The organism is Planococcus beigongshangi, assembly GCF_016820495.1.
Taxonomy (GTDB): domain Bacteria; phylum Bacillota; class Bacilli; order Bacillales_A; family Planococcaceae; genus Planococcus; species Planococcus beigongshangi.
Genome location: NZ_JADHDU010000002.1, coordinates 206,787 through 230,641, shown reverse-complemented (window position 1 = coordinate 230,641; position 23,855 = coordinate 206,787). Strand labels below are relative to the sequence as shown.

At 47.1% G+C, this 23,855-nt stretch carries 25 protein-coding genes; 18 read left to right on the top strand and 7 right to left on the bottom strand.

Annotated features, from left to right (window positions below):
• The first annotated feature begins 6 nt into the window (after nt 1–6).
• Nucleotides 7–1,248, top strand: coding sequence for a DNA polymerase IV (locus IQ294_RS05280; protein ID WP_203332974.1), 1,242 nt, complete (start codon nt 7–9; stop codon nt 1,246–1,248).
• A gap of 7 nt (nt 1,249–1,255) precedes the next feature.
• Complete coding sequence (gene rnz / locus IQ294_RS05275; RefSeq protein ID WP_203332973.1) at nt 1,256–2,200, top strand: ribonuclease Z; 945 nt, start codon at nt 1,256–1,258, stop codon at nt 2,198–2,200.
• A gap of 726 nt (nt 2,201–2,926) precedes the next feature.
• Here rnz and namA read toward each other — a convergent pair.
• Together namA and proC are read right to left on the bottom strand one after the other, a co-directional pair.
• Nucleotides 2,927–3,943, bottom strand: a complete 1,017-nt coding sequence (namA, locus tag IQ294_RS05270; RefSeq protein ID WP_203332972.1) for an NADPH dehydrogenase NamA — start codon at nt 3,941–3,943, stop codon at nt 2,927–2,929.
• A 43-nt stretch (nt 3,944–3,986) separates the two neighbouring features.
• On the bottom strand, nt 3,987–4,790 hold the full coding sequence (gene proC, locus IQ294_RS05265; protein WP_203332971.1) for a pyrroline-5-carboxylate reductase: 804 nt from the start codon (nt 4,788–4,790) through the stop codon (nt 3,987–3,989).
• Nucleotides 4,791–5,165: 375 nt separating this feature from the next.
• Between proC and IQ294_RS05260 the strand changes: the two genes are divergently transcribed.
• The 9 genes from IQ294_RS05260 to IQ294_RS05220 all read left to right on the top strand — a co-directional run bounded on the left by IQ294_RS05260 (nt 5,166) and on the right by IQ294_RS05220 (nt 15,181).
• Entirely contained in the window at nt 5,166–6,113 is a 948-nt protein-coding gene (locus IQ294_RS05260; protein ID WP_203332970.1) for an MBL fold metallo-hydrolase, read from the top strand.
• Nucleotides 6,114–6,222: 109 nt separating this feature from the next.
• Nucleotides 6,223–6,798 (top strand): hypothetical protein, encoded by a 576-nt coding sequence (locus IQ294_RS05255; protein WP_203332969.1) that lies wholly within the window; start codon nt 6,223–6,225, stop codon nt 6,796–6,798.
• A 144-nt stretch (nt 6,799–6,942) separates the two neighbouring features.
• Nucleotides 6,943–8,175, top strand: coding sequence for an argininosuccinate synthase (locus IQ294_RS05250; RefSeq protein WP_203332968.1), 1,233 nt, complete (start codon nt 6,943–6,945; stop codon nt 8,173–8,175).
• Nucleotides 8,172–9,548 (top strand): argininosuccinate lyase, encoded by a 1,377-nt coding sequence (gene argH / locus IQ294_RS05245; protein WP_203332967.1) that lies wholly within the window; start codon nt 8,172–8,174, stop codon nt 9,546–9,548. The genes IQ294_RS05250 and argH overlap by 4 nt, the downstream gene beginning before the upstream one ends.
• 267 nt (nt 9,549–9,815) lie before the next feature.
• Nucleotides 9,816–11,573, top strand: coding sequence for an ABC transporter transmembrane domain-containing protein (locus IQ294_RS05240; protein WP_203332966.1), 1,758 nt, complete (start codon nt 9,816–9,818; stop codon nt 11,571–11,573).
• Nucleotides 11,570–13,351: an ABC transporter ATP-binding protein gene (locus IQ294_RS05235; protein WP_203332965.1), complete on the top strand. Its 1,782-nt coding sequence runs from the start codon at nt 11,570–11,572 to the stop codon at nt 13,349–13,351. Before IQ294_RS05240 ends, IQ294_RS05235 begins: the two co-directional genes overlap by 4 nt.
• 278 nt (nt 13,352–13,629) lie before the next feature.
• The gene (locus IQ294_RS05230) at nt 13,630–14,340 is read left to right on the top strand and encodes a cytochrome c biogenesis CcdA family protein (protein ID WP_203332964.1); all 711 of its coding nucleotides are present in this window, start codon (nt 13,630–13,632) and stop codon (nt 14,338–14,340) included.
• Nucleotides 14,341–14,364: 24 nt separating this feature from the next.
• Nucleotides 14,365–14,688 (top strand): thioredoxin family protein, encoded by a 324-nt coding sequence (locus IQ294_RS05225; protein ID WP_203332963.1) that lies wholly within the window; start codon nt 14,365–14,367, stop codon nt 14,686–14,688.
• Nucleotides 14,681–15,181 carry a CcdC family protein gene (locus IQ294_RS05220; protein ID WP_203332962.1) on the top strand — a complete coding sequence of 167 codons (501 nt, stop codon included), beginning with the start codon at nt 14,681–14,683 and terminating at the stop codon, nt 15,179–15,181. The genes IQ294_RS05225 and IQ294_RS05220 overlap by 8 nt, the downstream gene beginning before the upstream one ends.
• Nucleotides 15,182–15,225: 44 nt before the next feature.
• Here the strand turns inward: IQ294_RS05220 and IQ294_RS05215 are convergent, their stop codons facing one another.
• Nucleotides 15,226–15,660 (bottom strand): DUF2621 family protein, encoded by a 435-nt coding sequence (locus tag IQ294_RS05215; protein WP_203332961.1) that lies wholly within the window; start codon nt 15,658–15,660, stop codon nt 15,226–15,228.
• Between the two features lie 119 nt (nt 15,661–15,779).
• On the opposite strand from IQ294_RS05215, the gene IQ294_RS05210 reads away from it, so the two are divergent.
• Genes IQ294_RS05210 through IQ294_RS05200 form a run of 3 tightly spaced genes read left to right on the top strand, consistent with a single transcriptional unit; the run spans nt 15,780 to nt 16,421 of the window.
• Nucleotides 15,780–15,998: a DUF1659 domain-containing protein gene (locus IQ294_RS05210; protein ID WP_203332960.1), complete on the top strand. Its 219-nt coding sequence runs from the start codon at nt 15,780–15,782 to the stop codon at nt 15,996–15,998.
• A gap of 21 nt (nt 15,999–16,019) precedes the next feature.
• Nucleotides 16,020–16,235 (top strand): DUF2922 domain-containing protein, encoded by a 216-nt coding sequence (locus tag IQ294_RS05205; RefSeq protein ID WP_203332959.1) that lies wholly within the window; start codon nt 16,020–16,022, stop codon nt 16,233–16,235.
• A 60-nt stretch (nt 16,236–16,295) separates the two neighbouring features.
• Nucleotides 16,296–16,421 carry a YvrJ family protein gene (locus IQ294_RS05200; RefSeq protein ID WP_203332958.1) on the top strand — a complete coding sequence of 42 codons (126 nt, stop codon included), beginning with the start codon at nt 16,296–16,298 and terminating at the stop codon, nt 16,419–16,421.
• A gap of 352 nt (nt 16,422–16,773) precedes the next feature.
• Here IQ294_RS05200 and mscL read toward each other — a convergent pair whose 3' ends face one another.
• Complete coding sequence (gene mscL, locus IQ294_RS05195; RefSeq protein ID WP_203332957.1) at nt 16,774–17,163, bottom strand: large conductance mechanosensitive channel protein MscL; 390 nt, start codon at nt 17,161–17,163, stop codon at nt 16,774–16,776.
• Between the two features lie 111 nt (nt 17,164–17,274).
• Here mscL and IQ294_RS05190 point away from each other — a divergent pair, with 111 nt between their 5' ends.
• On the top strand, nt 17,275–17,922 hold the full coding sequence (locus tag IQ294_RS05190) for a lysozyme family protein (RefSeq protein WP_203332956.1): 648 nt from the start codon (nt 17,275–17,277) through the stop codon (nt 17,920–17,922).
• Between the two features lie 53 nt (nt 17,923–17,975).
• Here the strand turns inward: IQ294_RS05190 and IQ294_RS05185 are convergent, their stop codons facing one another.
• The 3 genes from IQ294_RS05185 to IQ294_RS05175 all read right to left on the bottom strand — a co-directional run bounded on the left by IQ294_RS05185 (nt 17,976) and on the right by IQ294_RS05175 (nt 20,012).
• A complete protein-coding gene (locus tag IQ294_RS05185; protein WP_203332955.1) occupies nt 17,976–18,242 on the bottom strand; it encodes a GlsB/YeaQ/YmgE family stress response membrane protein in 267 nt (88 codons plus the stop codon).
• A gap of 89 nt (nt 18,243–18,331) precedes the next feature.
• On the bottom strand, nt 18,332–18,874 hold the full coding sequence (locus IQ294_RS05180; RefSeq protein WP_203332954.1) for a cysteine hydrolase family protein: 543 nt from the start codon (nt 18,872–18,874) through the stop codon (nt 18,332–18,334).
• A 286-nt stretch (nt 18,875–19,160) separates the two neighbouring features.
• On the bottom strand, nt 19,161–20,012 hold the full coding sequence (locus tag IQ294_RS05175; protein ID WP_203332953.1) for a site-specific integrase: 852 nt from the start codon (nt 20,010–20,012) through the stop codon (nt 19,161–19,163).
• Between the two features lie 146 nt (nt 20,013–20,158).
• Between IQ294_RS05175 and IQ294_RS05170 the strand changes: the two genes are divergently transcribed.
• The 3 genes from IQ294_RS05170 to acnA all read left to right on the top strand — a co-directional run bounded on the left by IQ294_RS05170 (nt 20,159) and on the right by acnA (nt 23,675).
• The gene (locus tag IQ294_RS05170) at nt 20,159–20,347 is read left to right on the top strand and encodes a hypothetical protein (protein ID WP_203332952.1); all 189 of its coding nucleotides are present in this window, start codon (nt 20,159–20,161) and stop codon (nt 20,345–20,347) included.
• Nucleotides 20,328–20,822 (top strand): DinB family protein, encoded by a 495-nt coding sequence (locus IQ294_RS05165; RefSeq protein WP_203332951.1) that lies wholly within the window; start codon nt 20,328–20,330, stop codon nt 20,820–20,822. Before IQ294_RS05170 ends, IQ294_RS05165 begins: the two co-directional genes overlap by 20 nt.
• Nucleotides 20,823–20,960: 138 nt before the next feature.
• A complete protein-coding gene (acnA, locus tag IQ294_RS05160) occupies nt 20,961–23,675 on the top strand; it encodes an aconitate hydratase AcnA (protein WP_203332950.1) in 2,715 nt (904 codons plus the stop codon).
• Nucleotides 23,676–23,855 lie beyond the last annotated feature (180 nt).

Below are 23,855 nucleotides of genomic sequence, written 5' to 3'. Positions count from 1 at the left end.
ATTGCAATGGCAGGGCGAGTTATATTCCATATAGATATGAATAGTTTCTACGCCTCTGTGGAACAATCGCATGACCCTTCATTGAAAGGGAAAGCACTGGCGATTGCCGGGAATCCGAAGGAGCGGAGAGGGATCATCGTGACGTGTTCCTATGAAGCGAGAGCGCACGGCATCTATACGACGATGCAGGTGCATGAGGCGAAACGCAAATATCCGGAACTCATTTTGATGCCTCCGAATTTTGAACGCTACCGCGCGGCATCAAAGGCGATGTTCGATATTCTGCGGTCCTATACTGATCAGGTGGAGCCGGTATCGATCGATGAAGGCTATATGGATGTGACCGAGCTCCTGAATGACCGGAGCGGTCCGGAGCTTGCAGCTGAAATCCAGCAGCGGATTTTGGCTGAACTTGACCTGCCTTGTTCAATCGGCATTTCCCCCAATAAATTCCTGGCAAAAACCGCCTCCGATCTGAAAAAACCGATGGGCATCACGATATTACGGAAACGGGATATCCATCAAATCCTTTGGCCGATGCCAGTCATCGAGATGCACGGCATCGGCGAAAGTACCGCTGCTAAGTTCAAGAATATCGGCATCCATACAATCGGTGATTTGGCACAGGCACCGGCCGGCCTAATCAAAGAAAAGATGGGCAAAAACGGAATGCGCCTGCAGGCTCGGGCAAATGGACAGGACAATAGAGCCGTCGATCCAGATTCCATATATGACACTAAAAGTGTGGGGACGTCCACCACTTTGCCGATCGATGAAACGGATGAGGAAAATCTGAAGCGGATTTTTCGTCAGCTCAGTGAAAAAGTGGCGAACCGGCTTGAAGCGAAAGAATTAGCCGGTCCAACGGTCAGCATCCAGACTAGGAGTTCGGAGTGGCAGAATCGTACGCGCAGTGTCACCCTGAACAATACAGTCTGGAAAGCGGATGATATCCACCGCAACGCGTGGCATCTTTTTACGAAGCATTGGAACGGGGAACCCTTGCGACTGGTCGGGGTTACGGTTTCAAATGTCGTCGATAAAGGCGAGATGACGGAACAATTATCCTTGTTCAATTTTCAGGAACATGTGAAAGATGAACCGATTCTAGAACTCATGAGTTCACTTGAAAAGAAATTCGGTAAAAATGTACTTTCGAAAGGAAGCAGATTGAAGAAAGCGAATTTTGATTCTAAGACAAGTTTCAGCAAGGATTTCCTTGATGACCATGATCGCAAGAGAAAGTAGGATAATTATGCAATTATTATTTTTAGGGACGGGGGCAGGCATGCCGTCCAAGCAACGCAATACTTCTGCCTTGGCTTTGAAATTATTGGAAGAACGGGGTGCGGTCTGGCTGTTCGACTGCGGGGAGGCGACGCAGCATCAGATTCTGCATACGACTGTGAAGCCGAGGAAAATCGAAAAGATTTTCATCACCCATCTGCATGGAGATCATATTTTCGGCTTGCCTGGCTTACTGGGCTCAAGATCTTTTCAAGGCGGCGATGAAGCGGTTGAAATATACGGCCCTCGGGGAATCCGTGAGTATGTCGAAAGCGTCTTGCGCATAAGCCGCACGCATCTCAATTATCCTTTGCGCTTTATCGAGGACTTGGATGGCCAAATTTTTGAAGATGAATCAATGACGGTGACTTCGGCAAAATTGGATCATGTCATTCCGTCCTATGGATTCAGGATCGTCCAAAAACCGCTGCCGCCAAAACTCCTGATCGACCGTGCAAAAGAATTGGGTGTCCCGAAAGGCCCGTTGCTCGCCAAATTGAAAAATGGACAGGATATACGATTGGAAGATGGCACCCTGGTCAAAAGTGAAGAAGTGACAGAACCGGCGAAACCGGGATTTATTGTCACCATCCTTGGCGATACCCGTTATTGTCAGGCAGCGATCGAGCTGGGCCGGAATGCAGATGTCATGGTCCACGAAGGGACATTTGATGGGGATACGGAAAAACTGGCTGGAGAATATGGGCATTCCACTATTCTTGAGGCAGCTGAAACGGCCAGGCAGGCAGAAGTGGAAACGCTGATTGTCAATCATGTCAGTGCCCGTTTTTTGCCTGAAGATGAAAAGAGGCTGGTGAAGGAAATCCGAAAGATCCACAGCAACAGTCATATCGCCCATGACTTTTCGGAATTCGACTGGAAAGTGAACAGCCGTAAACTGGAGAAAGTGTAAGGGAGAAAAGCAGGAAGCCTCATATTGATGGGGTTTCTTTTTTTATGGGGAACAATGAAGAAACTCAAAGAACTTTTTTGGGTTGAACTAAAGAAATAACAGGAATAGCGCTTCGGCGCACGGCAAACTTATATTCGCGAACGTCGGCTAGTGTCTTCGCAGCTGTTTTGCAGCATATCGCTTATTGAAAAATTATCATTTAAACTTTTAGTAAAATATATCGATTATTCAGTAGGTAATAAAAAAAATTACCACGACCTATTAAATTTCTTCATATTAATGGATAATTATATTTAATTTCTGATTATTAATAGAACAAACGTTCGTTTTATGGTAAAATAAAGGTACAGCTGTATGAGGGCGGTTTGGCCATTCCCTGGGAAAGGGGGTGGTGATATGACGATTAACGAATCATTCGGACTGGTGTTCACGAGTATCGGGCTGACAATCAGCGGCTTAAGCTTGATTATTTCGATGATTTTAGTCACCAATAAAAAAAAATAACCGTCCCATGTGGCGTGGAATGACGGTTATTTAATGCCTGGAATTCCAGCCAACCGCTCTAAGATCGCGGCATACAGCTGGCCGAATGCGCAAGCATTCGGTTTTTTTAGTCTAGTCTCCGGCAGCCGGGGCACAAGATCAAAAGATCCTTCGCTTACCGGTTGCCTTCGCTATACGTACTTTACATTAATTATACTAAATCCAGTCTAATTTGCAACTGACTTATATCCAGCCGCGTTTATAAGGGACCGGCACATCGATTTCAGCGTCCAATTCTTTCGAGGCACGGTAAGGCCAGTATGGATCCCGCAGCAATTCACGTGCAAGAAAAATCAGGTCAGCCCGGTCATTCTGAAGAATTTCCTCAGCATGGAGAGGGTTCGTAATCAGGCCGACAGCTCCTGTCGCCATATTTGCACCGTGTTTGATGGTTTCGGCAAACGGGACCTGATATCCGGGATAAACCGGGATTTTCGCCGGTACGAGTGCACCTGAACTGACATCGACCAGGTCGACGCCCTGCTCTTTCATCCAGACCGCCATTTCAAGATATTGTTCTGGCGTCATGCCGCCCTCGGTATAATCATGGGCAGAAATCCTGACAAATAAAGGCTTTTGCCACACATCATTCACCGCATCAATCACTTCCCTCAAAAAACGGTAGCGGTTTTCGGCCGATCCACCGTAATCATCTGTCCGCTTATTGGAAAGGGGAGACAGGAATTCGTTCAGCAGATAACCATGTGCAGCATGGAGTTCAATGACATCGAATCCTGCATGGCCGGCGCGAATGGCCGCTTGGCGGAAGGCTTCCACCGTTTCCGCTATATCCGCTGCCGTCATCTCGACCGGCGTCTTATACGATTCATTGAAGGCGATCGAAGAGGGGGCATGAATATCGCCGTCGACTGTCGCTTTTCTTCCGGCATGTGCCAGCTGGATACCGCTTTTGGCACCATATGGCTCCATCAGGCGCACGAGTTCTGCCAGCCCTTCGATGTGGCCGTCCTGCCAGATGCCAAGGTCTCGGGCAGAGATACGCCCCTGTTGCTGAACGGCTGTCGCTTCGAGGATGATCAATCCTGTGCCGCCGACGGCACGTGCTGGATAATGGATCCGGTGCCAGTCCGTCACAAAGCCGTCTTCTTGTTCGCTTTCATACATGCACATCGGTGCCATTACAATCCTGTTTTTAAAGGTCACATTTTTTATTGTCAGCGGTTCGAAAAGCTTTGCCATGGACAATTCCCCCCTTATACATATTCCCAGTATAACGAAAACATTATTTGAATTCCTTCCCGAGCTCACGTGAGCGGTCGGTCGCTGCCCGTACGCATTGTCCGACGATGTCGCTGAACTGGTTGTCTGCCAAGGATTTGAGGCCGGCTGCAGTAGTTCCATTCGGGCTCGTCACTTTCTGGCGCAGTTCAGCAAAATCTTCCTGCTGCATCATTTCAGCAGCACCAAGGAAAGTCTGCCGCACCAATTTCTTGGCGTCTGCTGATGACAGTCCGTTATCGACGCCTGCTTGCTGCATCGCCTCAGCGAAATAATAGAGATAGGCAGGACCGCTGCCGGCGACACCCGTCACCGCATGCAGTTGGTCTTCTTCCACTACAGTGACACTGCCGATCGAAGACAGCAGCTTCCGAAGTTCGTGCTGCTGTTCGACCGTTACGTATTTGCTCCATGCAACACCGCTTGCCGACTTGCCGACCTGTGCGGATGTATTCGGCATTACACGGGCGACCGGGAAGTTTCCGACATGGCGCTGGATCGTCTCGATGGAGACGCCTGCAGCGACAGAGATGATGACGGTATTGCCCGTCAATTTTTTCTTGATGCCGGCAAGTGCTGCTGCCACATCTTTCGGTTTCATTGCGAGAAGGATGAAATTCGCATCCTTCAATTCGGTCTTATCTTCATCTACTATATTGACTCCGTATTCACCGTTCAGGAATTCCAGGCGATCCTGGTCTGAACGGTTCATCACCGAAATTTCCTCCGGCTTCATGATCCGTTTATTGATCCAGCCATGAATCATGGATTCAGCCATGGATCCGGCTCCAACACATACGATTTTCATCTTTCTCCACTTCCTTCATCCAAAATAAAAAGCGCATTCATCCCTGTTGATCAAGGACGAAAACGCTCTGTTTCCGCGGTACCACCTAGCTTTGTCTCTAAAGACACCACTTTCATACCCTTAACGCGGATCTACGGCCGTTTTTAGCGGCAGCTCAAAAGCAGGTTCCGAAAGGGAGAGGGGGTGCGCATTTCAGCTTCAGCGTCACTCTCTTTACACCATCACCTTTTGTACTGGTCTTTCTCAACGCTTATATATGTATCTAGATTATACGGACCACCCAAATGGATGTCAAATGGCCCCTGTGCGTGACGGGAGCTTAATTTCACGGTATGATGGATGAACAGCCATTCATTTTTTTAAGGGGAGAATAATTTGAGTATACATAAAATAGTTATTCCGACACCTTTCGCCGTCGGGGACGTAAACGCATATCTTTTGAAAGGGGACGCGCTGACATTGGTCGACGCCGGACCGAAAACGCCGGAAGCCTGGGAGGCTTTGAAATTCGGGCTGAATAGAGCCGGCATCCAGCCGGAAGATGTCGAGCAAATCGTCTTGACTCATCACCATCCAGACCATGCCGGCTGGATAGACGGTTTTGAAAAGGCCAAACTGTATGGACATCCGTATAATAATCTTTGGCTGCGACGGGATCAGGCTTTCTTTGATTTCCATGACGCCTTCTATTATGAACGTTTAAAAGAAGAAGGGGTGCCGGAAGACCAGCTTTTCTGGATCAAGCGCATGAAACGCCCACTGAGCCTGATGGGTTCACGTCCGCTCGATATGACGATTAATGAAGGAGATGTGCTGCCGGGCCATCCGGGCTGGGCAGTCATGGAAACACTGGGACATGCGCAAAGCCATTTATCCTTCTGGAATGAAGAAACGAGGGAAATGATCGGCGGGGACCATGTCATCGCAAAAGTTTCATCTAACCCGTTGATCGAACCGCCGCTGGATCCGAAGATGGGCAGGCCAAAATCCCTGCTGCAATACAATGCTTCATTGTCGCGCCTTTTGAAGATGCCTATTGATGTCATCTACAGCGGGCACGGCGAAGAGGTCCGGGATGTCCATGAGCTTGTTTCGGGACGGCTCGCCAAACAGCATCAGCGCGCGATGAAAGTGCTTGCCATGATTTCCGCTGAAGAAAAAACGGTTTATCAACTTACTGCTGAGCTGTTTCCGCACGCTTATGAAAAAGAGCTGGGGTTGACACTTTCCGAAACGATCGGCCAAATCGATTACCTGCTGGAAGATGGACTCATCCTGGAGCGCATGGATGAAAACGGAATCTTCTATTATAAAGAAGCTTGAATAAGCTGTTAATTTTTTTTATTGCAACAATTCCTCTGTCCGTGTAAAATATACCCGTCCAGCAAGTTGCTGAAGGCCATCATGATTAACTCGAAAAGGATGAATGAATTTGAAAAAATGGGGTATCTTATTGGCTGGCATGCTTGTTCTGTCAGCTTGTTCAGACGACGAAGCAAAACCTGCTGAAACAGAAACGAAAGAAGAGAACGCTGCTGTTCAAGAGCAGATGGAAATGACGGAAAGCGGCTTTATTACACAGATCCGCAATGATAAAGTGCTCGTCAATAATATTTATTTTTCTGTCGGGGAAGATGTGACGGTGGATTCCGATGACGGCAGTGAAACGACTGATAAAGTGCTGAGCGACATCCGCACAGGCATGAAAGTGGATATCGATTACAAAGGGCCGCTTGACCAGGTTTTTCCGCTGGAGGCTGAAGCACAGGGCATCACCATCCTGAATGATGAAGAATCGGTCAAACAGGCAGAAGCATTGCAGGCGTATATCAACAAGGAACAGCTCGCGAGCCTGTTGATCATGGGGCAGCCGATCGTACGCAATAACGAAATTGGATTCCTGTTCAATAATATGGAAAGTGGAGAAATGCAGGAAGTCCGCATAAATATGGATACTCATGAATATACCGTAGGAAATGAAGATACGGAAAAAGAAGACGCAAGTTGACTGCAGAACGTTGGGAACCTGTTCCCGACGTTCTTTTTTTGTCCACATTTTCTTCCGGCTGCCACTTGCAAGTTATTTTCATGCATGCTATTGTATGTATATTAACTTTAAATATTGTATAAAAATACAAAGGTGGTAATTCTATTGAATAAAAAAATCGTACTTGCATACTCAGGTGGACTTGATACATCGGTGGCCATTCCTTGGCTTAAATCAGAAGGATATGACGTAGTGGCTGTGTGCCTGGACATCGGAGAAGGCAAAGATCTTGAATTCATCAAACAAAAAGCTCTTCAAGTCGGTGCGACTGAAAGTTATATGATCGATGCACGCGATGAATTTGCCGGAGAATATGCCCTTATTTCCATGCAGGCCCATACATTATATGAAGGCAAGTATCCACTCGTGTCGGCATTGTCACGTCCGCTCATTTCCAAAAAACTCGTGGAGATCGCGGAACAATCCGGAGCAACGGCAGTAGCGCACGGCTGTACAGGAAAAGGGAATGACCAAGTGCGTTTTGAAGTATCCATCAAATCGCTGAATCCGGATCTTGAAGTCGTAGCGCCGGTCAGACAATGGGGATGGTCGCGTGATGAAGAAATCGCATATGCGAAACAGCATAATGTGCCGATTCCGGTCAATCTGGACAGCCCGTTCTCCATCGATATGAATCTCTGGGGACGTGCCAATGAATGCGGCATCCTGGAAGATCCATGGGCGACACCCCCGGCGGATGCCTATGAACTGACGAATGCGCTGGAGGATACACCGGATATGCCGGATCTCATCGAAATCGAATTTGATAAAGGGGTGCCGGTTAAGCTGGACGGCGTTTCCTACGGCCTGACCCAATTGATCTTCGAATTGAATGCAGTGGCCGGCAAGCACGGCATCGGACGCATCGATCACGTGGAAAATCGTCTGGTCGGCATCAAATCCCGTGAAATTTATGAAGCTCCGGCCGCCATGACGCTGATTGCAGCACATAAAGAGCTGGAAGACATCACGCTTGTAAAAGAAATGGCGCATTTCAAACCGGTCATCGAGAAGAAACTGACGGAATTGATCTATGAAGGATTATGGTTCTCACCGCTTCGTGTTGCCCTTCAAGCCTTCCTGAAAGAAACACAGGAATTCGTCAATGGCACTGTGCGTGTTAAATTATTCAAGGGCCATGCCATCGTTGAAGGGCGTAAGTCACTGAATTCATTGTACAGCGAGCAATTGGCGACATATTCCACAGATGATACTTTCAATCATGATTCGGCAGTCGGCTTCATCGAATTATGGGGCCTTCCGACAGTGGTCAATGCACAGGTCAATAAAAAAGCGGTCGCTGTAACGGAACAGGTAAAAATAGAGGTGAAATCATGACAAAGCTCTGGGGGGGCCGTTTCCAAAAATCGGCCGAGCAATGGGTCGACGAGTTTGGCGCTTCAATCCACTTCGACCAGAAGCTTGTGCTTGAAGATCTGGAAGGCAGCCGGGCCCATGTCAAAATGCTCGGCGCCTGCAAAATTTTATCTGATGAAGATACAGCCCTGATTCTTTCGGGTCTGGATACATTGGAAGACAAAGCGCTGGCAGGAGATCTTGAATACAGTACGGCTAATGAAGACATCCACCTGAATCTGGAGAAATTCCTGATTGATGAAATCGGACCGGTGGGCGGCAAACTGCATACCGGCAGAAGCCGTAACGATCAGGTGGCAACAGATATGCATCTGTATCTGAAAAACCGGGTCCATGAAATCATTGAAGCGGTCGGTCAATTCCAGGGCGCCATCGTTGAGCAGGCAGAACAGCATGTCGAAACGATCGTTCCGGGCTATACGCATCTTCAGCGTGCCCAGCCTATTTCTTTCGGCCACCATCTACTGACGTATTTCTGGATGCTGCAGCGAGACAAGGACCGCCTGACCGAATCCATGAAGCGGATTGATATGTCACCTCTCGGAGCGGGTGCCATGAGCGGCACGACGTTTCCGATCGACCGAGAGATGGCTGCGCAGCATCTTGGCTTTTCAGCAGTTTATCCGAACAGCATCGATGCTGTCAGTGACCGGGATTTCATCGTGGAATTCCTGTCGAATGCATCCATGCTGATGATGCACATGTCCCGTTTTGCAGAAGAAATCATTCTTTGGTCAAGCGAAGAATTCCGTTTTATCGAATTGGATGATACATTCGCAACCGGATCGAGCATCATGCCGCAAAAGAAAAATCCGGACATGGCGGAATTGATCCGCGGCAAGACCGGCCGCGTCTACGGCAATCTGTTCGGACTGCTCACAACACTGAAAGGATTGCCGCTTGCCTACAATAAAGATATGCAGGAAGACAAGGAGGGCATGTTCGATACAGTCCACACGCTGATGGGCTCCCTGCCGATTTTCGAAGGGATGGTGCGCACGATGACCGTCCGCACCGATTCCATGGAAAAAGCCGTTTCCTCGGATTTTTCGAATGCTACAGAACTTGCCGATTACCTGGCGTCAAAAGGCATGCCGTTCCGCGAAGCGCATGATGTGACGGGGAAACTTGTCTTCACATGCATCCAGCGCGGCCATTACTTGCTGGATCTGCCGCTTGATGAGATGAAAGCGGCGAGTCCGCTGATCGACGGAGATATTTACGAAACCTTGAAACCGAGAACGGCAGTCGACAGAAGGAAATCATACGGCGGCACCGGTTTCGGACAAGTGAAAATCCAGCTGCAGCAGGCGAAAGACTTGTTAGGGAGATAAATAAAGGAAAGCTTTCTAAAACCCATAATCTTTAGAAGCCGATATTCAGCAAAGCGACACCAAGGCGTTATATATACTGTGGCACCCTTAAATTCAACTTATTCAAAAGCCAATGCAGGCATCGCCCGCATTGGTTTTTTCATGCATTTCTCCTCCCTTAGGCTGAATTACTTCAATAAACGAAATAGTTCTCCTTTTTTAACTAATAATTTGCTAAAATGAGAAAGTTCGATACATACAATAACATACAGCAGGGAGACAGTTTGAATGCGCGTTTTTTTGGAGTTGGGCTGGTTTTTTAAAGAAAGGAAAAAGTTCTACGCTGCAGGCATCTTCATGTTGCTGATCGTTGCCGCCCTCGGTGTATTGCCGCCCCGCATCATCGGTTTCGTCGTCGATGAAATCAGCAGGGGAACATTGACGCCTGCCTATCTTATGACATGGCTTGGCATCTTGGCGGCATCAGCAATCATCATGTATGTGCTCCGGTATGCATGGCGTCTGATGATCTTCGGATCGTCGATCATCCTCGCACGCAATCTGCGCCGGCAGCTGTTCCATCACTTTACCCGGATGTCTCCTTCTTTTTATCAGAAGAGGCGGGTCGGCGACTTGATGGCACATGCGACCAATGATTTGCAGGCGGTGCAGATGACGGCAGGGGCCGGCGTGCTGACTTTGGTCGATTCCCTTGCGACAGGGGGGTTTGTCATCGCGGCGATGGCTATCACGATCGACTGGAAGCTGACGCTGATTGTCTTGCTGCCGCTGCCTTTAATGGCTTATTTGACAAATTATTACGGACGGCTGATGCATCTTCGTTTCCATGATGCACAGGCAGCTTTTTCCGGGTTGAATGATAAAACCCAGGAAAGTATTTCAGGCATGAAAGTCATAAAGACGTTTGGCCAGGAAAAAGAGGACATCGAGGATTTTCGGGCGCTGTCTAAAAAAGTGGTCGATGAAAACATACGTGTCGCCCGGGTCGATTCATTATTCGACCCGACAATTTCAGCCATCATCGGCATCTGTTATTTTCTCGCCATCGGCTTCGGTTCCTATTTCGTTGTAAATGGAGATATGACCATCGGGGATCTTGTTGCGTTCACCGCTTATCTTGGTTTGCTTGTCTGGCCGATGCTTGCATTCGGCTGGCTTTTCAATATTGTGGAACGCGGGCGCGCCTCCTATGACCGGATTCGCCAGCTGCTGGCAGAACCGGCTGATATCGATGACCGTGCAGGTGCACTCGATATCCATCCGGAAGGCGACATCATCTTCAATCTGGAGGAATTCAAATTCACCGGTGATGAGCGGGCCGCTCTCCGGGATGTCCATTTCACTTTGAAGCGCGGGGAAACACTTGGAATCGTCGGGAAAACCGGATCAGGGAAATCGGCCATTCTGCGTCTGTTGCTGCGTGAATTTGAGAATTATCGCGGTGAAATCACTTTTGGCGGCAGGCAGATCCATGATTACCGGAAGAAGAAATTACGTGAGGCGATCGGCTATGTGCCGCAGGATCATTTCCTGTTTTCGACATCCGTAGCCGGCAATATCTCATTTGCCAGACCCGAATCTTCAATGGAAGAAATCAAGGAAGCGGCTCAGCTCGCCCATATCCATCAGGATATACTGAACTTTACGGATGGTTATGATACGGTCGTCGGGGAACGCGGCGTTTCCTTATCGGGCGGGCAGAAACAGCGGATTTCGATTGCACGAGCATTGATGATGCAGCCTGAACTCCTTATACTGGACGATTCTCTATCTGCGGTGGATGCGAAAACCGAAGAAGCGATCCTGGAATCGCTGAAAAGGACGCGCACCGGCGAAACGACCATCATCACCTCGCACCGCTTGAGTGCCATCCAGCATGCCCATCAGATTATTGTGATGGATGCCGGAACGGTGGCGGAGATCGGATCGCACGACGAATTGATGAAAAAACGTGGAATCTATTATGAAATGTATGAGCTGCAGCAATTAGAGGCGCTCGTCGAGCAGGGAGGCGAGTCAAAATGAATGAAAAACAGAAAGAATTGACGGGCAAGGACCAGTGGGTCGTTTTCAAACGGCTACTTGTTTATCTGATTCCCCATAAGAAGATGCTGTCGGTCGCCATGCTCCTATTGATTCTAACCGTCCTCGGAGATGTCCTTGGACCCTTGCTCATCAAGACATTCATCGATGATTTTCTGACGCCGGGCACTTTCCCGACAGGACCAGTTGTCGGTCTGGCACTCGGTTATTTATTCATCCAGGTGTCCAATGTCATCATCAGCTACTTCCAATTATTGAAGTTCCAGGAAGCGGCCCTGAAAATTATCCAGCAGATGCGCATCGATGTATTTTCTAAAGTGCAGCGTCTCGGGATGCGCTATTTTGATAAAACACCTGCGGGCGGAATCGTTTCCCGGGTGACGAATGATACGGAAGCGATCAAGGAAATGTTCGTGACCGTACTCATCGGCTTTATTCAAAGTGCGTTCCTGATCGTCGGCGTCTACATCGCCATGTTCTTCCTGAATGTGCGTTTGGCGATGATCACGCTGATCCTCTTGCCGATTCTGCTGTGGATCATGTATCTGTACCGCAAATACAGTTCCGTTTTCTATCAGGATCTGCGGGAGCGGCTCGGACAATTGAATGCGAAGATCTCCGAGTCCGTCCAGGGAATGGGCATGATTCAGGCTTTCAGCCAGGAAACGCGGATGCAGGACGAGTTCAATGATATCAATGAAAAACATTGGAAAGCGGCAAAACGGAATATTAAAATAGACGGTTTGCTTCTGCGTCCGGCCATTGATCTCGTTTATGCGCTGGCATTGATCATGCTGCTCAGCTATTTCGGAATCACATCCTTTTCATCTACCATCGAAGTCGGTGTGATCTATGCATTCGTGACTTATATCGACCGTTTTTTTGAGCCGATCAACCAGGTTATGCAGCGCCTGTCGATTTTTCAGCAGGCCATTGTTGCAGCTTCACGTGTATTTGATTTGCTGGATGAAAAAGACGTCGCACCTGCCCAAAAAGACGGCAACGCTAAAATCGTGGACGGCCGCATCGAATTCCGAAATGTCAGCTTTTCCTATGACGGTCAAGCGGATGTCCTCAAAAATATTTCATTCACCGCTGAACCCGGTCAGACAGTGGCATTAGTCGGGCATACAGGGAGCGGGAAGAGTTCGATCATCAACCTGTTGATGCGATTCTATGAATTTGAACGAGGCGATATCCTGATTGACGGCGAATCGGTGAAAAATTATCGCTCGAGTGAATTGCGGAAAAAAATGGGGCTTGTGCTGCAAGATCCTTTCCTTTTCTACGGAACCATTGAAAGCAATATCCGGTTGTTCAATCCGGATATGCCGTTTTCGGAAGTGCGTGCAGCCGCTGAATTCGTTCAGGCCGATAAATTCATCGCCCAATTGCCGGAGGGCTATGACCATAAAGTGACTGAAAGGGGATCGACGTTTTCCAGCGGACAGCGGCAATTACTCGCATTTGCGAGAACGATGGCCGCGGATCCGAAAATCCTTGTTCTCGATGAAGCCACAGCGAACATCGATACTGAAACGGAAGTGGCCATCCAGTCAGGGCTCGAGAAGATGAGGAGGGGGCGCACAACGATCGCTATCGCACACCGGCTGAGTACGATCCAGGATGCCGAACTGATCCTGGTCCTGCATCAGGGTGAAATCGTTGAACGCGGATCGCATCAAGAACTCCTTGCGCAGGGTGGACTCTACCACAAGATGTATCTTCTGCAAAATAACATTGTTGAAACAGCCCGATAAGTAAAAAGAATAAAAGGTGCAAAAGCGTACAGGGAAATGACATTTATTTCCTTGTATGCTTTTTTCATGTAAGTTAAACTACTAATCTTCAAAAATCGATATTCCGCAAAACAGCTTTCTTTAGTTCTACTTCTAACGAATGATTTCACTTTTCTGCCGGTTTGCGCGTAACCCACTCGGACCATCGTTTTCATTCACAAAGTATTCACAGGCAAAAGGGCAGTTTTCCGTGAATATATTTGATAAGATGGGGAGAGTATAATGAAGGAGTGGACACATTGGCAAGTGACATCAACCTCTTCCTGGCCTTTGGGGCAGGATTCCTAAGTTTTATATCACCATGCACGCTGCCTTTATATCCGGCATTTTTATCATATATCACCGGCATGTCACTGGATGAAATAAAGAACGATAAGAAAGTCATGCAGCGCAGAGGCATGTTCCATACCCTTTTCTTCCTGCTGGGCTTTTCGACCATTTTTATCGCACTCGGTTTCAGCACATCGTTCTTCTATGAATGGTTCGTCCGCTATGATGATGTGATCCGGCAGATCGGGGCCATTTTCATCGTCATCTTCGGATTGATGATCGTCGGGGTGTTCCAGCCGAAATTCCTGATGGCAGACAGAAAGTTCTCTTTCAAAAACCGGCCTTCCGGATTCCTGGGGACTTTCGTGATCGGTTTGGCATTTGCGGCAGGCTGGACGCCATGTACGGGTCCTATAACAGCTGCCATTTATGCACTTGCAGCGGCTAACCCGGGGTCCGGCGTCTGGTATATGCTCGCATATGTTCTCGGTTTTGCAATTCCATTCTTTGTGCTGTCGTTCTTCGTCACACGCCTCGGCTGGCTGCGCAAACACAATAACATCATCATGAAAGTCGGCGGTTTCATCATGATTGCAGTGGGAATTCTGCTGTTCTTTGATGGCATGACTTATCTTATCCGGATCCTAAGCCCGATTTTCGGAGATTTCCAAGGATTCTAATCGATTTTAAAGCAGGTGAAACCCATGAGAACCATCCAGTCAATAAATGAATACCAACAATTGGTCGAACATGCAGAAACTTTCCTGCTGTTTATCAAAACGGATAATTGTTCGGTCTGTGAAGGCTTGCGTCCGCAGGTGGAAGAATTCGAAAAAGATTATTCGGTCCCTTTTTACTTGGCGAATGCGGCGAAAATGCCTGAACTCGCGGGAGAACTTCTGCTTTTCTCAGCACCGGTCGTATTATTGTTCCATAAAGGCAGAGAATCTCAGCGGTTCGTGCGTTTTGTCCGAATCGAAGAACTGAGAAACCGTCTGGACGAACTGGAGGAGAGCTCGGATGTTTAGCAGTATTCCTCCAGAAATATATTTGGTCGTCAGCACAGTAGGAGCTTTGTTCATGGGGGTTATGGCCATGTTCGTCAGATCGCGTGCCGCAAAAAAACCGGCTTCCGTGAAAAAGATCCTGTTGCCTCCGTTATTCATGTCAACGGGTGCATTGATGTTCATCTTCCCATTTTTCAGAGTGGCGCCGCTGCAGATAGCTGAAGCGCTGGCTGCCGGCATCATTTTTTCCGCCGTGCTGATCTGGACTTCAAAATTCGAGGTCAAAGACGGCGAAATTTATTTAAAACAATCAAAAGCATTCATTTTTATACTCGTGGGCCTTCTATTGTTCCGTGTCGCTTTAAAAGTGATACTGAGCTCGACGATTGATGTCGGTGAACTGGCGGGGATGTTCTGGATACTCGCGTTCGGAATGATCATTCCTTGGCGAATCGCCATGTATCTCCAATTCAAGAAACTGACTGAAAAGCAAAAAAGCGCAGTTCCCGGTTGAGGGAACTGCGCTTTTATTTTGCATTGTTATAGAAGAAAACCGATTTATTGCTCAAAATACCGCTCGTACGGAGCTGCATCGATATCGAGTTCTTTCAATTTCTTGCGTAAAAATTTATGGTCCCGTTTCGGGGTTGCCAGGATATAGCCTCTGATCAAGTGTTCATGTTCCATTTTCTTCACTTTTTCTTCCAGCAGGATTTGTCCGATGCGTCCTGCAATTTTCTGTTTCGCAACGGGGCGGAACAAATCAGGCACCGGCTGCACCAATTCATTCAATAATTCTTTATCTTTGTCTTTCCAAAGATGGATCGTTTTGTCGACATAATATTCTTCCCAGTTCAAATCAGAAAGTCCGTCTTTCTTGGGAATCGATTTCAGGAACTTCCTGAACATGAAATAGCCGCCGATTGCAAAAAGGCCGACCAATACCACAACCCAAAAAAGGATAAACCATAAAAACCAACCATCTAATGCCACATTTTTCACCTCTTACTTTCCGATATCTCCATTATAAGAGCAAGCTGAAAATAATTCATTAAAAATGTATCCCTTTTTGCCCGAACTGTCTATATAGCGGGTGAAAGGAGGTGAGCAACATGGCCAACAGCAGCTTCAAGAACGCCAGCATCCGCCTAACTTTTTCCAACGGCGTCGATGAACTTGGCAAACCGCGCAAGAAAGTGAAAGCGTACCACAACGTATCAGACACGGCAGCGGCAACCGAGATTTTCGAATCTGCCCGTGTATTAACGGAATTCGGGATGAAACCGTTAATGAATCTGGAGAAGCAATCGAACGTATCGATCTACTCGTAATCCGAAAAGGGGGAATAGGGAATGGCAAAAACATTGGAATTGATCTTTGAAACTAGTGCAGGCAAAGCGGTAGTGCTCGCAGTGGAAGAACCGAGGGAAGACCTGTCGTCGCAGGAACTCGCGGCTGGCATGCAGACGATCATCACACAGAATATTTTTGAAGTCGAAGGGGCACCGTTTGCACTTGCAAAAGGGGCACGCGTCATTGAACGGAACGTCGTGGATTACGAAATCTAAAGTATGCAGCCCTCCTGGCACGGAGGGCTTTTTTCAAATCCCAGGAGAGGGGGAAGCGGGATGGAAGAGTGGATGAAGTTGATCCAGGAAGTCGGATTTCCGATTTTTGTATCATTTTACCTGATGCACAGAGTCGAAACGAAACTGGTGGCCATACACGAAGCGTTGATCGCCATTAAGCTTTGATTAAACAATGTCCAAATAAATTATATAAAGATTTCTGAGAACGATATAAATAGATAATCGATATTCCGCAAAACAGCTTCGCTTTCCTTGGGGCTTGCTGTTTTGCTCCATTTCTCCGAATCACTTTCTATTAAGGAAGACACTAAAAATGGATAATTGAAAATGACAAACTCCAGTTATCCACAAAATCAAAAAGAAGCAGCAGGCAGATCCCTGCGGAACGCGTCCGCCTGTCTCTGCACCGCTGCGCTAGCTTCGAGACATGAAAAGATTTGCAGCGTAATGATTGGAAAAAATGATCTTTCTCCACAAACTTAAAAGGCTTATTCCAATCCAGGAATAAGCCTTTTACTTATGATTTAGAGTTGGTGTTTTTCAATAAATCACGGATTTCCACAAGCAATTCTTCTTTCTTGTCCAGTTCCGGTACAGTCTCTTCTTCCGGCATAGCTTCTTTCCGGCGGAATTTCATGAATAGGCGGATCACCATAAAGATCGAGAATGAGATAATGAAAAAATCCAACACCGATTGTAAAAATGCACCGTATCTTAAAGTGGCATCCCCTACATTATATTCTGCATTCGCGATCGAGAATCCGCCAAGCAGCAATCCCACTGCAGGCATGATCAGATCTTCAACCAATGAAGTGACGATCTTACCGAAAGCTGTACCGATGACTACCGCTATGGCGAGGTCCAATACATTGCCTTTCATGGCAAAGTCTTTAAAATCTTTCCACATGCTGTTCACCTCCTTTATTTTAATGTACCTTTAGAACTCTCTAAAAGATAGTGCCAACAAAGTTACAATTTTATGATAAACTGAAGAAAATAAGCTGTTGGACGTGAAGTAGTGAAAAAGAAAAAGAGGAAATTAAAGAAAAAGAACCTTTTCAAACTGTTATTCCTGCTGACAATCGTGCCGGCTCTATTAGTGGCAGTCACTTTGTTCATCAGCATCTATTACCTTTTCAATCCTGATACGGTGATCAAGGCTTTGAAAGAAACTCCCCATATCTTCAGGGAAATGGAAGTGCCGGAAGAGTATATCCCTTTGTATAAAGAGACAGCGGAAGTATACGGTATTCCGTGGACGCTGCTGGCAGCGCATCACCGCGTTGAAACACGCTTTTCGACCATGGATCCCCTTTTATCCCCAGTCGGGGCGGAAGGGCATATGCAGTTCATGCCCTGCACGTTTGTCGGCTGGAGCCATCCGACTTGTTCAGGACTGGGACAGGGGGGAATCCCCGACAGTGAAAAAACGGATCCGGAAGTTATCGCAGCTTACGGAGGCTACGGCACTGACGGAAACGGGGACGGCATTGCTGATCCGTATGATCTGACGGATGCGCTTTACAGCGCAGCAAACTACCTGTCACAGAACGGAGCGGCCGACGGGGAGCTTGAAAAGGCGATTTTTCAGTATAACCACAGTGACCAGTATGTAGAGGATATACTCCATTATTATAATCTGTATAATGAAGAATTCATGGATTAACCCAAAAAAAAAACGAGTGGACGATGAATCCACTCGTTTTTTTGATGTGTCAATTATGCACGGTTGCGGTTTTTTCTGCCCATTGAGCCAAGAATCAGGCTCAGAACAAATACCAGGATCAGTGCACCGATCAGTGCCGGAATAATGTATACATCCCAGATCTGAGGACCCCAATCCCCAAGGATCAGGCTGCCCAGCCATGCGCCGATAATACCTGCAATAATGTTTCCGATAATACCACCCGGAATATCTTTACCTAGAATAAGTCCTGCTAACCAACCGATGATACCACCCATGATTAAGAATAAAATAAAGCCCATTTCGTGTCATCTCCTTTTCATAAAGTTATAGTTGCTACACTACTGATATAACCTTTATAGGGAAATTTAAAACATGGGCCAGGAAATATTTATAAAATCCCTGCTCCCAATGTATTGGCAAAATGGCGCAAAGCCCAGGCATGGCCATCCGGATCGAAGCTTGCGACAGCATCCTGATGGATGACGAGGCTGAATCCTTTATTGTACGCATCTACTGCAGTATGGAGGATACAGATGTCGGTGCAGACTCCTGCAAGATGGATTTCTTCTATCCCTCTTTCGCGCAGCAATATTTCCAGACGGGTGCCGGCGAAAGCGCTGTAGCGGCTTTTATCCATCCAGACGATGTCTGCTGCATGAGCATCATATAAATCTTGCAGCTTGCCATATAAATTGCGCCCTTCCGTCCCTCTGATATTATGCGGCGGAAAGAGCCTGGATTCCGGATGCAGCTGGTCATCCTGTTCATGAAGGTCGACAGGGAAAACGATAAAATCGTCGTCGCCAAGAAATTTTTCAGTAAGGGATACGATTTTCTCTTCCAGGTCCTGTCCGGGTTTGCCGCAAGTCAATTTTCCATCATCAGCTACAAAATCCACTGTATAATCCACAACCAATAGAGCCTTTTTCATAAATATTCCCTCCAGTAAAAGTTTGTTTGACCACATCATAACATTTCAGCTGACGGACAGTGTTCACATTTGAAAGTAGACTGAATATTCGATATAATTAATGAAAAAGGAAGGGTGAAAGCGCATGATTTACGAAAACACGGACCGACTGAACAGACAAGGGATGCTGTTTGTTGTATTTCACACCATCATCGTTTTCAATCTGGCGCTGAATTTCGGTTTCTTTGCCTAGGCATGGACAAATGGAAAGCCGCCGAAAGGAATATCCTTTCGGCGGCTTTCCTGTTCATTTTTTCAGTCGCTGCAGCGAGTCTTTCAGGATCCGGGAAGCGGAATCGAGCGAGACGCCGAGGATTTCCTGTATCTCTTCCAAATTCTTCTGTTCTTCGGAATACAGATAATGTACATACGCAAACCGGATGTCCCCTGAGCGCATGGGAATGCCGATGAATGAAGAGAGGGCTTCAGTATAATCCGAGAGAGACCCCATTTGGAAGCTGGTGAATTTATTGTCCACTTTCGATGACAGCAGGTAGGGGGTGCCCCTGAATATCGCCCGTTCGATTCCTTCCAGCAGCACAGCGATTTCCTTGCCGGTAAAATCGATACGGCTCATATAACCGTCTTTCTTCTCGAATTCCAGCGTCAGTTTATGTCCTTTATCTTCGAAGTTGCTGATATCGATGGAAGCCATGTCCCGCAGGCGCAATCCGCGCAGATAGAGGATGAACAGGATTTTCGCGTTGAGTGACAGCTGCCCAGACTCAAGGACCGATTCTTTTTTGGCCAGCAGATCGGCATAATTCAAATGTATATCAGGAGGAGTGAGATCCAGTTTCTCCGAATATTTGAATTTAGGCATGAAATCCACCGGAATGCGGCCAATGCGCCACATATAGTCAAACCATTGCCGGATGAAGATGATTTTCCTGTTCAGTGTGCTGTCTTTGATGCCGCTTGCTCGCTGTTCATGCAGGAAATTCTGAATGTCGGCTGGCCGGATCTCATGTGGTTCGATTTTTTTATTGTAATGACGAACCAGAAAAGCAAGGAGGGAATGGATCAATTGGACTTCATGGACGACCGTGTTCGGGCTAATGCCGTTCTGCAGCCTGTATTTCTCATATCCGTAGGGCATTGCTGCTCACCTCAATATCCATTTTATTGAATATTATAGCATATCGCGAGAAAAAACAGAACGTACTTTCCCTTACTGCTGAATGTGAAGTATGATAGTTTAAAATGGAATAGGGGAGCATAAGTTTATTTAAATAATAATTTTCCTTGAATATTTTGATACATAAGGTTTTTTTAAAAAAAGAAAAAAGAAGTAGACAAGAAAAAACGGCCAACCCTATTTTCGAAACAGGACCTGCCGAAAAGATAGCGTTGCAGACTGGAAAATGGGGTATGCAAAAAGTAGGGCTGGCTAAAACAGGAAAGGGGAGAAGATATGTTCAAAGAGGAGAATGAGGCGATCCGGAAGCGGATTTTCGAATCAGTGGAAGGGCTGTCTGATGAGCAATTAAATACAAAGCCTGCACAGGATAAATGGTCGGCTATGCAGATCTTGGATCACCTCCACAAAATGGAAACGGTCATTGCGCGAAACATTTCAAAAGAACTGAAAGAGGGAAACAGCAAAAAAGCGGTTAAAAAACCCATTCAACTTACCGTCAGCAGAACGTTAAAAGTCGAAGCACCATCTTTTACTGTGCCGATGGATGAGTTTGTCCCGTTGGAGGAGATGAAAGCGAAACTGGCAGCCTCCAGAAAACAGCTGAATGATTTATACGATCAGGCTTCTCCGGAAGCACTGGCCGAAAAATCCCTGCCTCATCCGGTCTTCGGCAAAGTCCCGTTGACCCAGTGGTTTCCCTTCATCGGACTGCACGAGAAAAGACATCACAAGCAACTAAAAGAGACCTTAAGCCAAATCAATGGCTAAGGGAATCAGTGATAGGAAATACTTATCACATTCCATAATTTTAATGTAATTTACTTATGCTTCGAATTTCGTTATGATGGTAGAGGAGAAAAGAAGCTATCTAAAGCCTTTTCAGAAGATTCAAAGGAGGAACACAACATGGCAAAAAGCAGTTTGCACAACAGCCGTACTTCTTTTGAGCTAAACGGTAAGACTTATAATTATTACCGTCTGGCTGCACTGGAAGAAGCAGGAATCGCGAAAGTATCTCGCCTTCCTTACTCGATTAAAGTTCTATTGGAATCCGTATTGCGGCAGCACGACGGATATGTCATCAAAGATGAGCATGTTGAAGAATTGGCCAAATGGGGCAAGAATGCCAACAAAGAAGCAGAAGTACCATTTAAACCATCCCGCGTAATTTTGCAGGATTTCACGGGAGTTCCAGTTGTTGTTGACTTGGCAGCACTTCGTTCAGCTATGGCAGAACTTGGTGGGGACCCGGACAAGATCAACCCTGAAATTCCGGTTGACCTTGTAATTGACCACTCTGTTCAAGTTGATAACTACGGCTCAAGCGATGCGCTTCGCGTCAACATGGAGTTGGAATTCGAGCGTAACGCAGAACGTTACCAGTTCCTTAACTGGGCTCAAAAAGCCTACGATAACTATCGTGCTGTTCCGCCTGCTACAGGGATCGTTCACCAGGTTAACCTTGAGTACCTGGCAAACGTTGTCCACGCAGTCCAAAATGGCGATGGCACATTCGAAGCATTCCCTGATACATTAGTCGGTACGGATTCACATACGACGATGATCAACGGTATCGGTGTTCTTGGATGGGGCGTCGGCGGAATCGAAGCGGAAGCCGGTATGCTTGGACAGCCATCTTACTTCCCGATTCCAGAAGTAATCGGCGTTAAAATGACTGGAGAATTGCCGAACGGCGCAACTGCGACGGATTTGGCTTTGAAAGTTACTGAAACCTTGCGTAAAAAAGGCGTTGTAGGTAAATTTGTCGAGTTCTTCGGCTCGGGTGTAACAACATTGCCGCTTGCTGACCGTGCAACAATTGCCAACATGGCTCCTGAATACGGCGCAACTTGCGGATTCTTCCCGGTTGATGAAGAAGCATTGAACTACATGCGTCTCACTGCACGTACAGAAGAGCAAATCTCCATCACGAAAGAATACCTGAAAGCGAACGACATGTTCTTCACTGTAGAGAATGAAGATCCGATCTATACAGATTTGGTTGAAATCAACCTTTCTGAAATCGAGCCGAACCTTGCTGGACCGAAACGTCCACAGGATTTGATTCCGTTGTCTCAGATGAAGACAGAATTCAATAAAGCGGTAACAGCTCCGGAAGGACCGCATGGTTTTGCACTGGATGATGCTGAAATCGCTAAAACAGCGACTGTAAACTTCAAAGACGGGCGTTCCGTTGACATGAAAACAGGCTCTTTGGCTATCGCGGCAATTACTTCATGTACAAACACTTCCAACCCATACGTTATGCTTGGCGCTGGTCTTGTTGCGAAGAAAGCGGTAGAACTTGGATTGACTCCGCCTGCATATGTGAAAACTTCACTTGCACCGGGTTCTAAAGTGGTAACTGGTTATCTTCAAGATTCCGGATTGCTTGATTACATGAACCAAATCGGCTTCAACCTTGTCGGTTACGGCTGTACGACATGTATCGGTAACTCGGGTCCATTGCTTCCTGAAATCGAAGATGCGATTTTGGACAATGACCTGCTTGTTTCTTCAGTACTTTCCGGTAACCGTAACTTTGAAGGACGTATCCACCCATTGGTGAAAGCGAACTACCTGGCGTCTCCGATGCTGGTTGTAGCTTATGCACTTGCAGGAACAGTGGATATCGATTTCGAAGTCGATCCGATCGGTAAAGACAAAAACGGCAATGACGTCTTCTTCAAAGACATCTGGCCATCAACAAGCGAGATCAAAGAAGTGGTTCACAATACTGTGACGCCTGACTTGTTCCGTAAAGAATATGAGCATGTATTCAGCGAAAACGAAGCGTGGAACGCTATCGAAACTAACGATGACGCTCTTTACGATTTCGATGAAAACTCAACATATATCCAAAACCCGCCGTTCTTCGAGAACATGTCGACAGAACCTGCACCGATTCAGCCATTGGCAGATCTGCGTGTAGTAGCGAAGTTTGCAGATTCGATTACAACTGACCACATTTCTCCGGCAGGTGCTATCGGTAAAGATACTCCAGCAGGGAAATACCTTCGTGAAAACGGCGTAGAGCCGCGCAACTTCAACTCTTACGGTTCACGCCGTGGTAACCACCAGGTAATGATGCGCGGAACATTCGCGAACATCCGTATCCGTAACCAGGTAGCTCCAGGAACAACTGGCGGTTACACAACTTACTGGCCAACTGGTGAAACAATGGCAATTTACGATGCAGCGATGAAATATCAGGAGCAGGGCACTGGCCTCGCTATCTTGACTGGTAAAGATTACGGCATGGGCTCTTCACGTGACTGGGCAGCAAAAGGTACATTCCTTCTGGGCATCAAAACAGTCATCGCTGAAAGCTATGAGCGTATCCACCGTTCGAACCTTGTAATGATGGGCGTTCTGCCGCTTCAATTCATCAATGGTCAAAACGCTGATTCACTTGGTCTGACAGGCCGCGAATCCATCTCTGTCAACTTGACGGACGATGTGAAACCACGCGATATCCTGAAAGTCACTGCTACAGCTGAGGACGGCAAAGTAACTGAATTCGAAGTACTTGCTCGTTTCGACTCTGAAGTTGAAGTGGATTACTACCGTCACGGCGGTATCCTGCAAATGGTGCTTCGCAACAAATTGTTGGAAGTATAATTTCAGATTAATAAATATTAAACAAAAGGCTGCCCGCGGGCGGCCTTTTTACTTGTTTAAACTAAATATATTTTAATAACCGATATTGCGCAAAACAGCTTCGCTTTCCATAAACCCGTGCTCCTGCATCGCTGCGCTAGCTTCGTCGCAAAGACTTGCCCTCGCAAGCTTCGGCCAATG

Excerpts from the sequence above, each read along its gene's own strand:
- IQ294_RS05280 (WP_203332974.1), top strand. The coding sequence starts at position 7 with ATGGCAGGGCGAGTTATATTCCATATAGATATGAATAGTTTCTACGCC.
- rnz (WP_203332973.1), top strand. The coding sequence starts at position 1,256 with ATGCAATTATTATTTTTAGGGACGGGGGCAGGCATGCCGTCCAAGCAA.
- namA (WP_203332972.1), bottom strand. The coding sequence starts at position 3,943 with ATGGCAAAGCTTTTCGAACCGCTGACAATAAAAAATGTGACCTTTAAA.
- proC (WP_203332971.1), bottom strand. The coding sequence starts at position 4,790 with ATGAAAATCGTATGTGTTGGAGCCGGATCCATGGCTGAATCCATGATT.
- argH (WP_203332967.1), top strand. The coding sequence starts at position 8,172 with ATGACAAAGCTCTGGGGGGGCCGTTTCCAAAAATCGGCCGAGCAATGG.
- IQ294_RS05240 (WP_203332966.1), top strand. The coding sequence starts at position 9,816 with ATGCGCGTTTTTTTGGAGTTGGGCTGGTTTTTTAAAGAAAGGAAAAAG.
- IQ294_RS05235 (WP_203332965.1), top strand. The coding sequence starts at position 11,570 with ATGAATGAAAAACAGAAAGAATTGACGGGCAAGGACCAGTGGGTCGTT.
- IQ294_RS05225 (WP_203332963.1), top strand. The coding sequence starts at position 14,365 with ATGAGAACCATCCAGTCAATAAATGAATACCAACAATTGGTCGAACAT.
- IQ294_RS05220 (WP_203332962.1), top strand. The coding sequence starts at position 14,681 with ATGTTTAGCAGTATTCCTCCAGAAATATATTTGGTCGTCAGCACAGTA.
- IQ294_RS05210 (WP_203332960.1), top strand. The coding sequence starts at position 15,780 with ATGGCCAACAGCAGCTTCAAGAACGCCAGCATCCGCCTAACTTTTTCC.
- IQ294_RS05205 (WP_203332959.1), top strand. The coding sequence starts at position 16,020 with ATGGCAAAAACATTGGAATTGATCTTTGAAACTAGTGCAGGCAAAGCG.
- IQ294_RS05200 (WP_203332958.1), top strand. The coding sequence starts at position 16,296 with ATGGAAGAGTGGATGAAGTTGATCCAGGAAGTCGGATTTCCGATTTTT.
- mscL (WP_203332957.1), bottom strand. The coding sequence starts at position 17,163 with ATGTGGAAAGATTTTAAAGACTTTGCCATGAAAGGCAATGTATTGGAC.
- IQ294_RS05185 (WP_203332955.1), bottom strand. The coding sequence starts at position 18,242 with ATGGGCTTTATTTTATTCTTAATCATGGGTGGTATCATCGGTTGGTTA.
- IQ294_RS05180 (WP_203332954.1), bottom strand. The coding sequence starts at position 18,874 with ATGAAAAAGGCTCTATTGGTTGTGGATTATACAGTGGATTTTGTAGCT.
- IQ294_RS05175 (WP_203332953.1), bottom strand. The coding sequence starts at position 20,012 with ATGCCCTACGGATATGAGAAATACAGGCTGCAGAACGGCATTAGCCCG.
- IQ294_RS05165 (WP_203332951.1), top strand. The coding sequence starts at position 20,328 with ATGTTCAAAGAGGAGAATGAGGCGATCCGGAAGCGGATTTTCGAATCA.
- acnA (WP_203332950.1), top strand. The coding sequence starts at position 20,961 with ATGGCAAAAAGCAGTTTGCACAACAGCCGTACTTCTTTTGAGCTAAAC.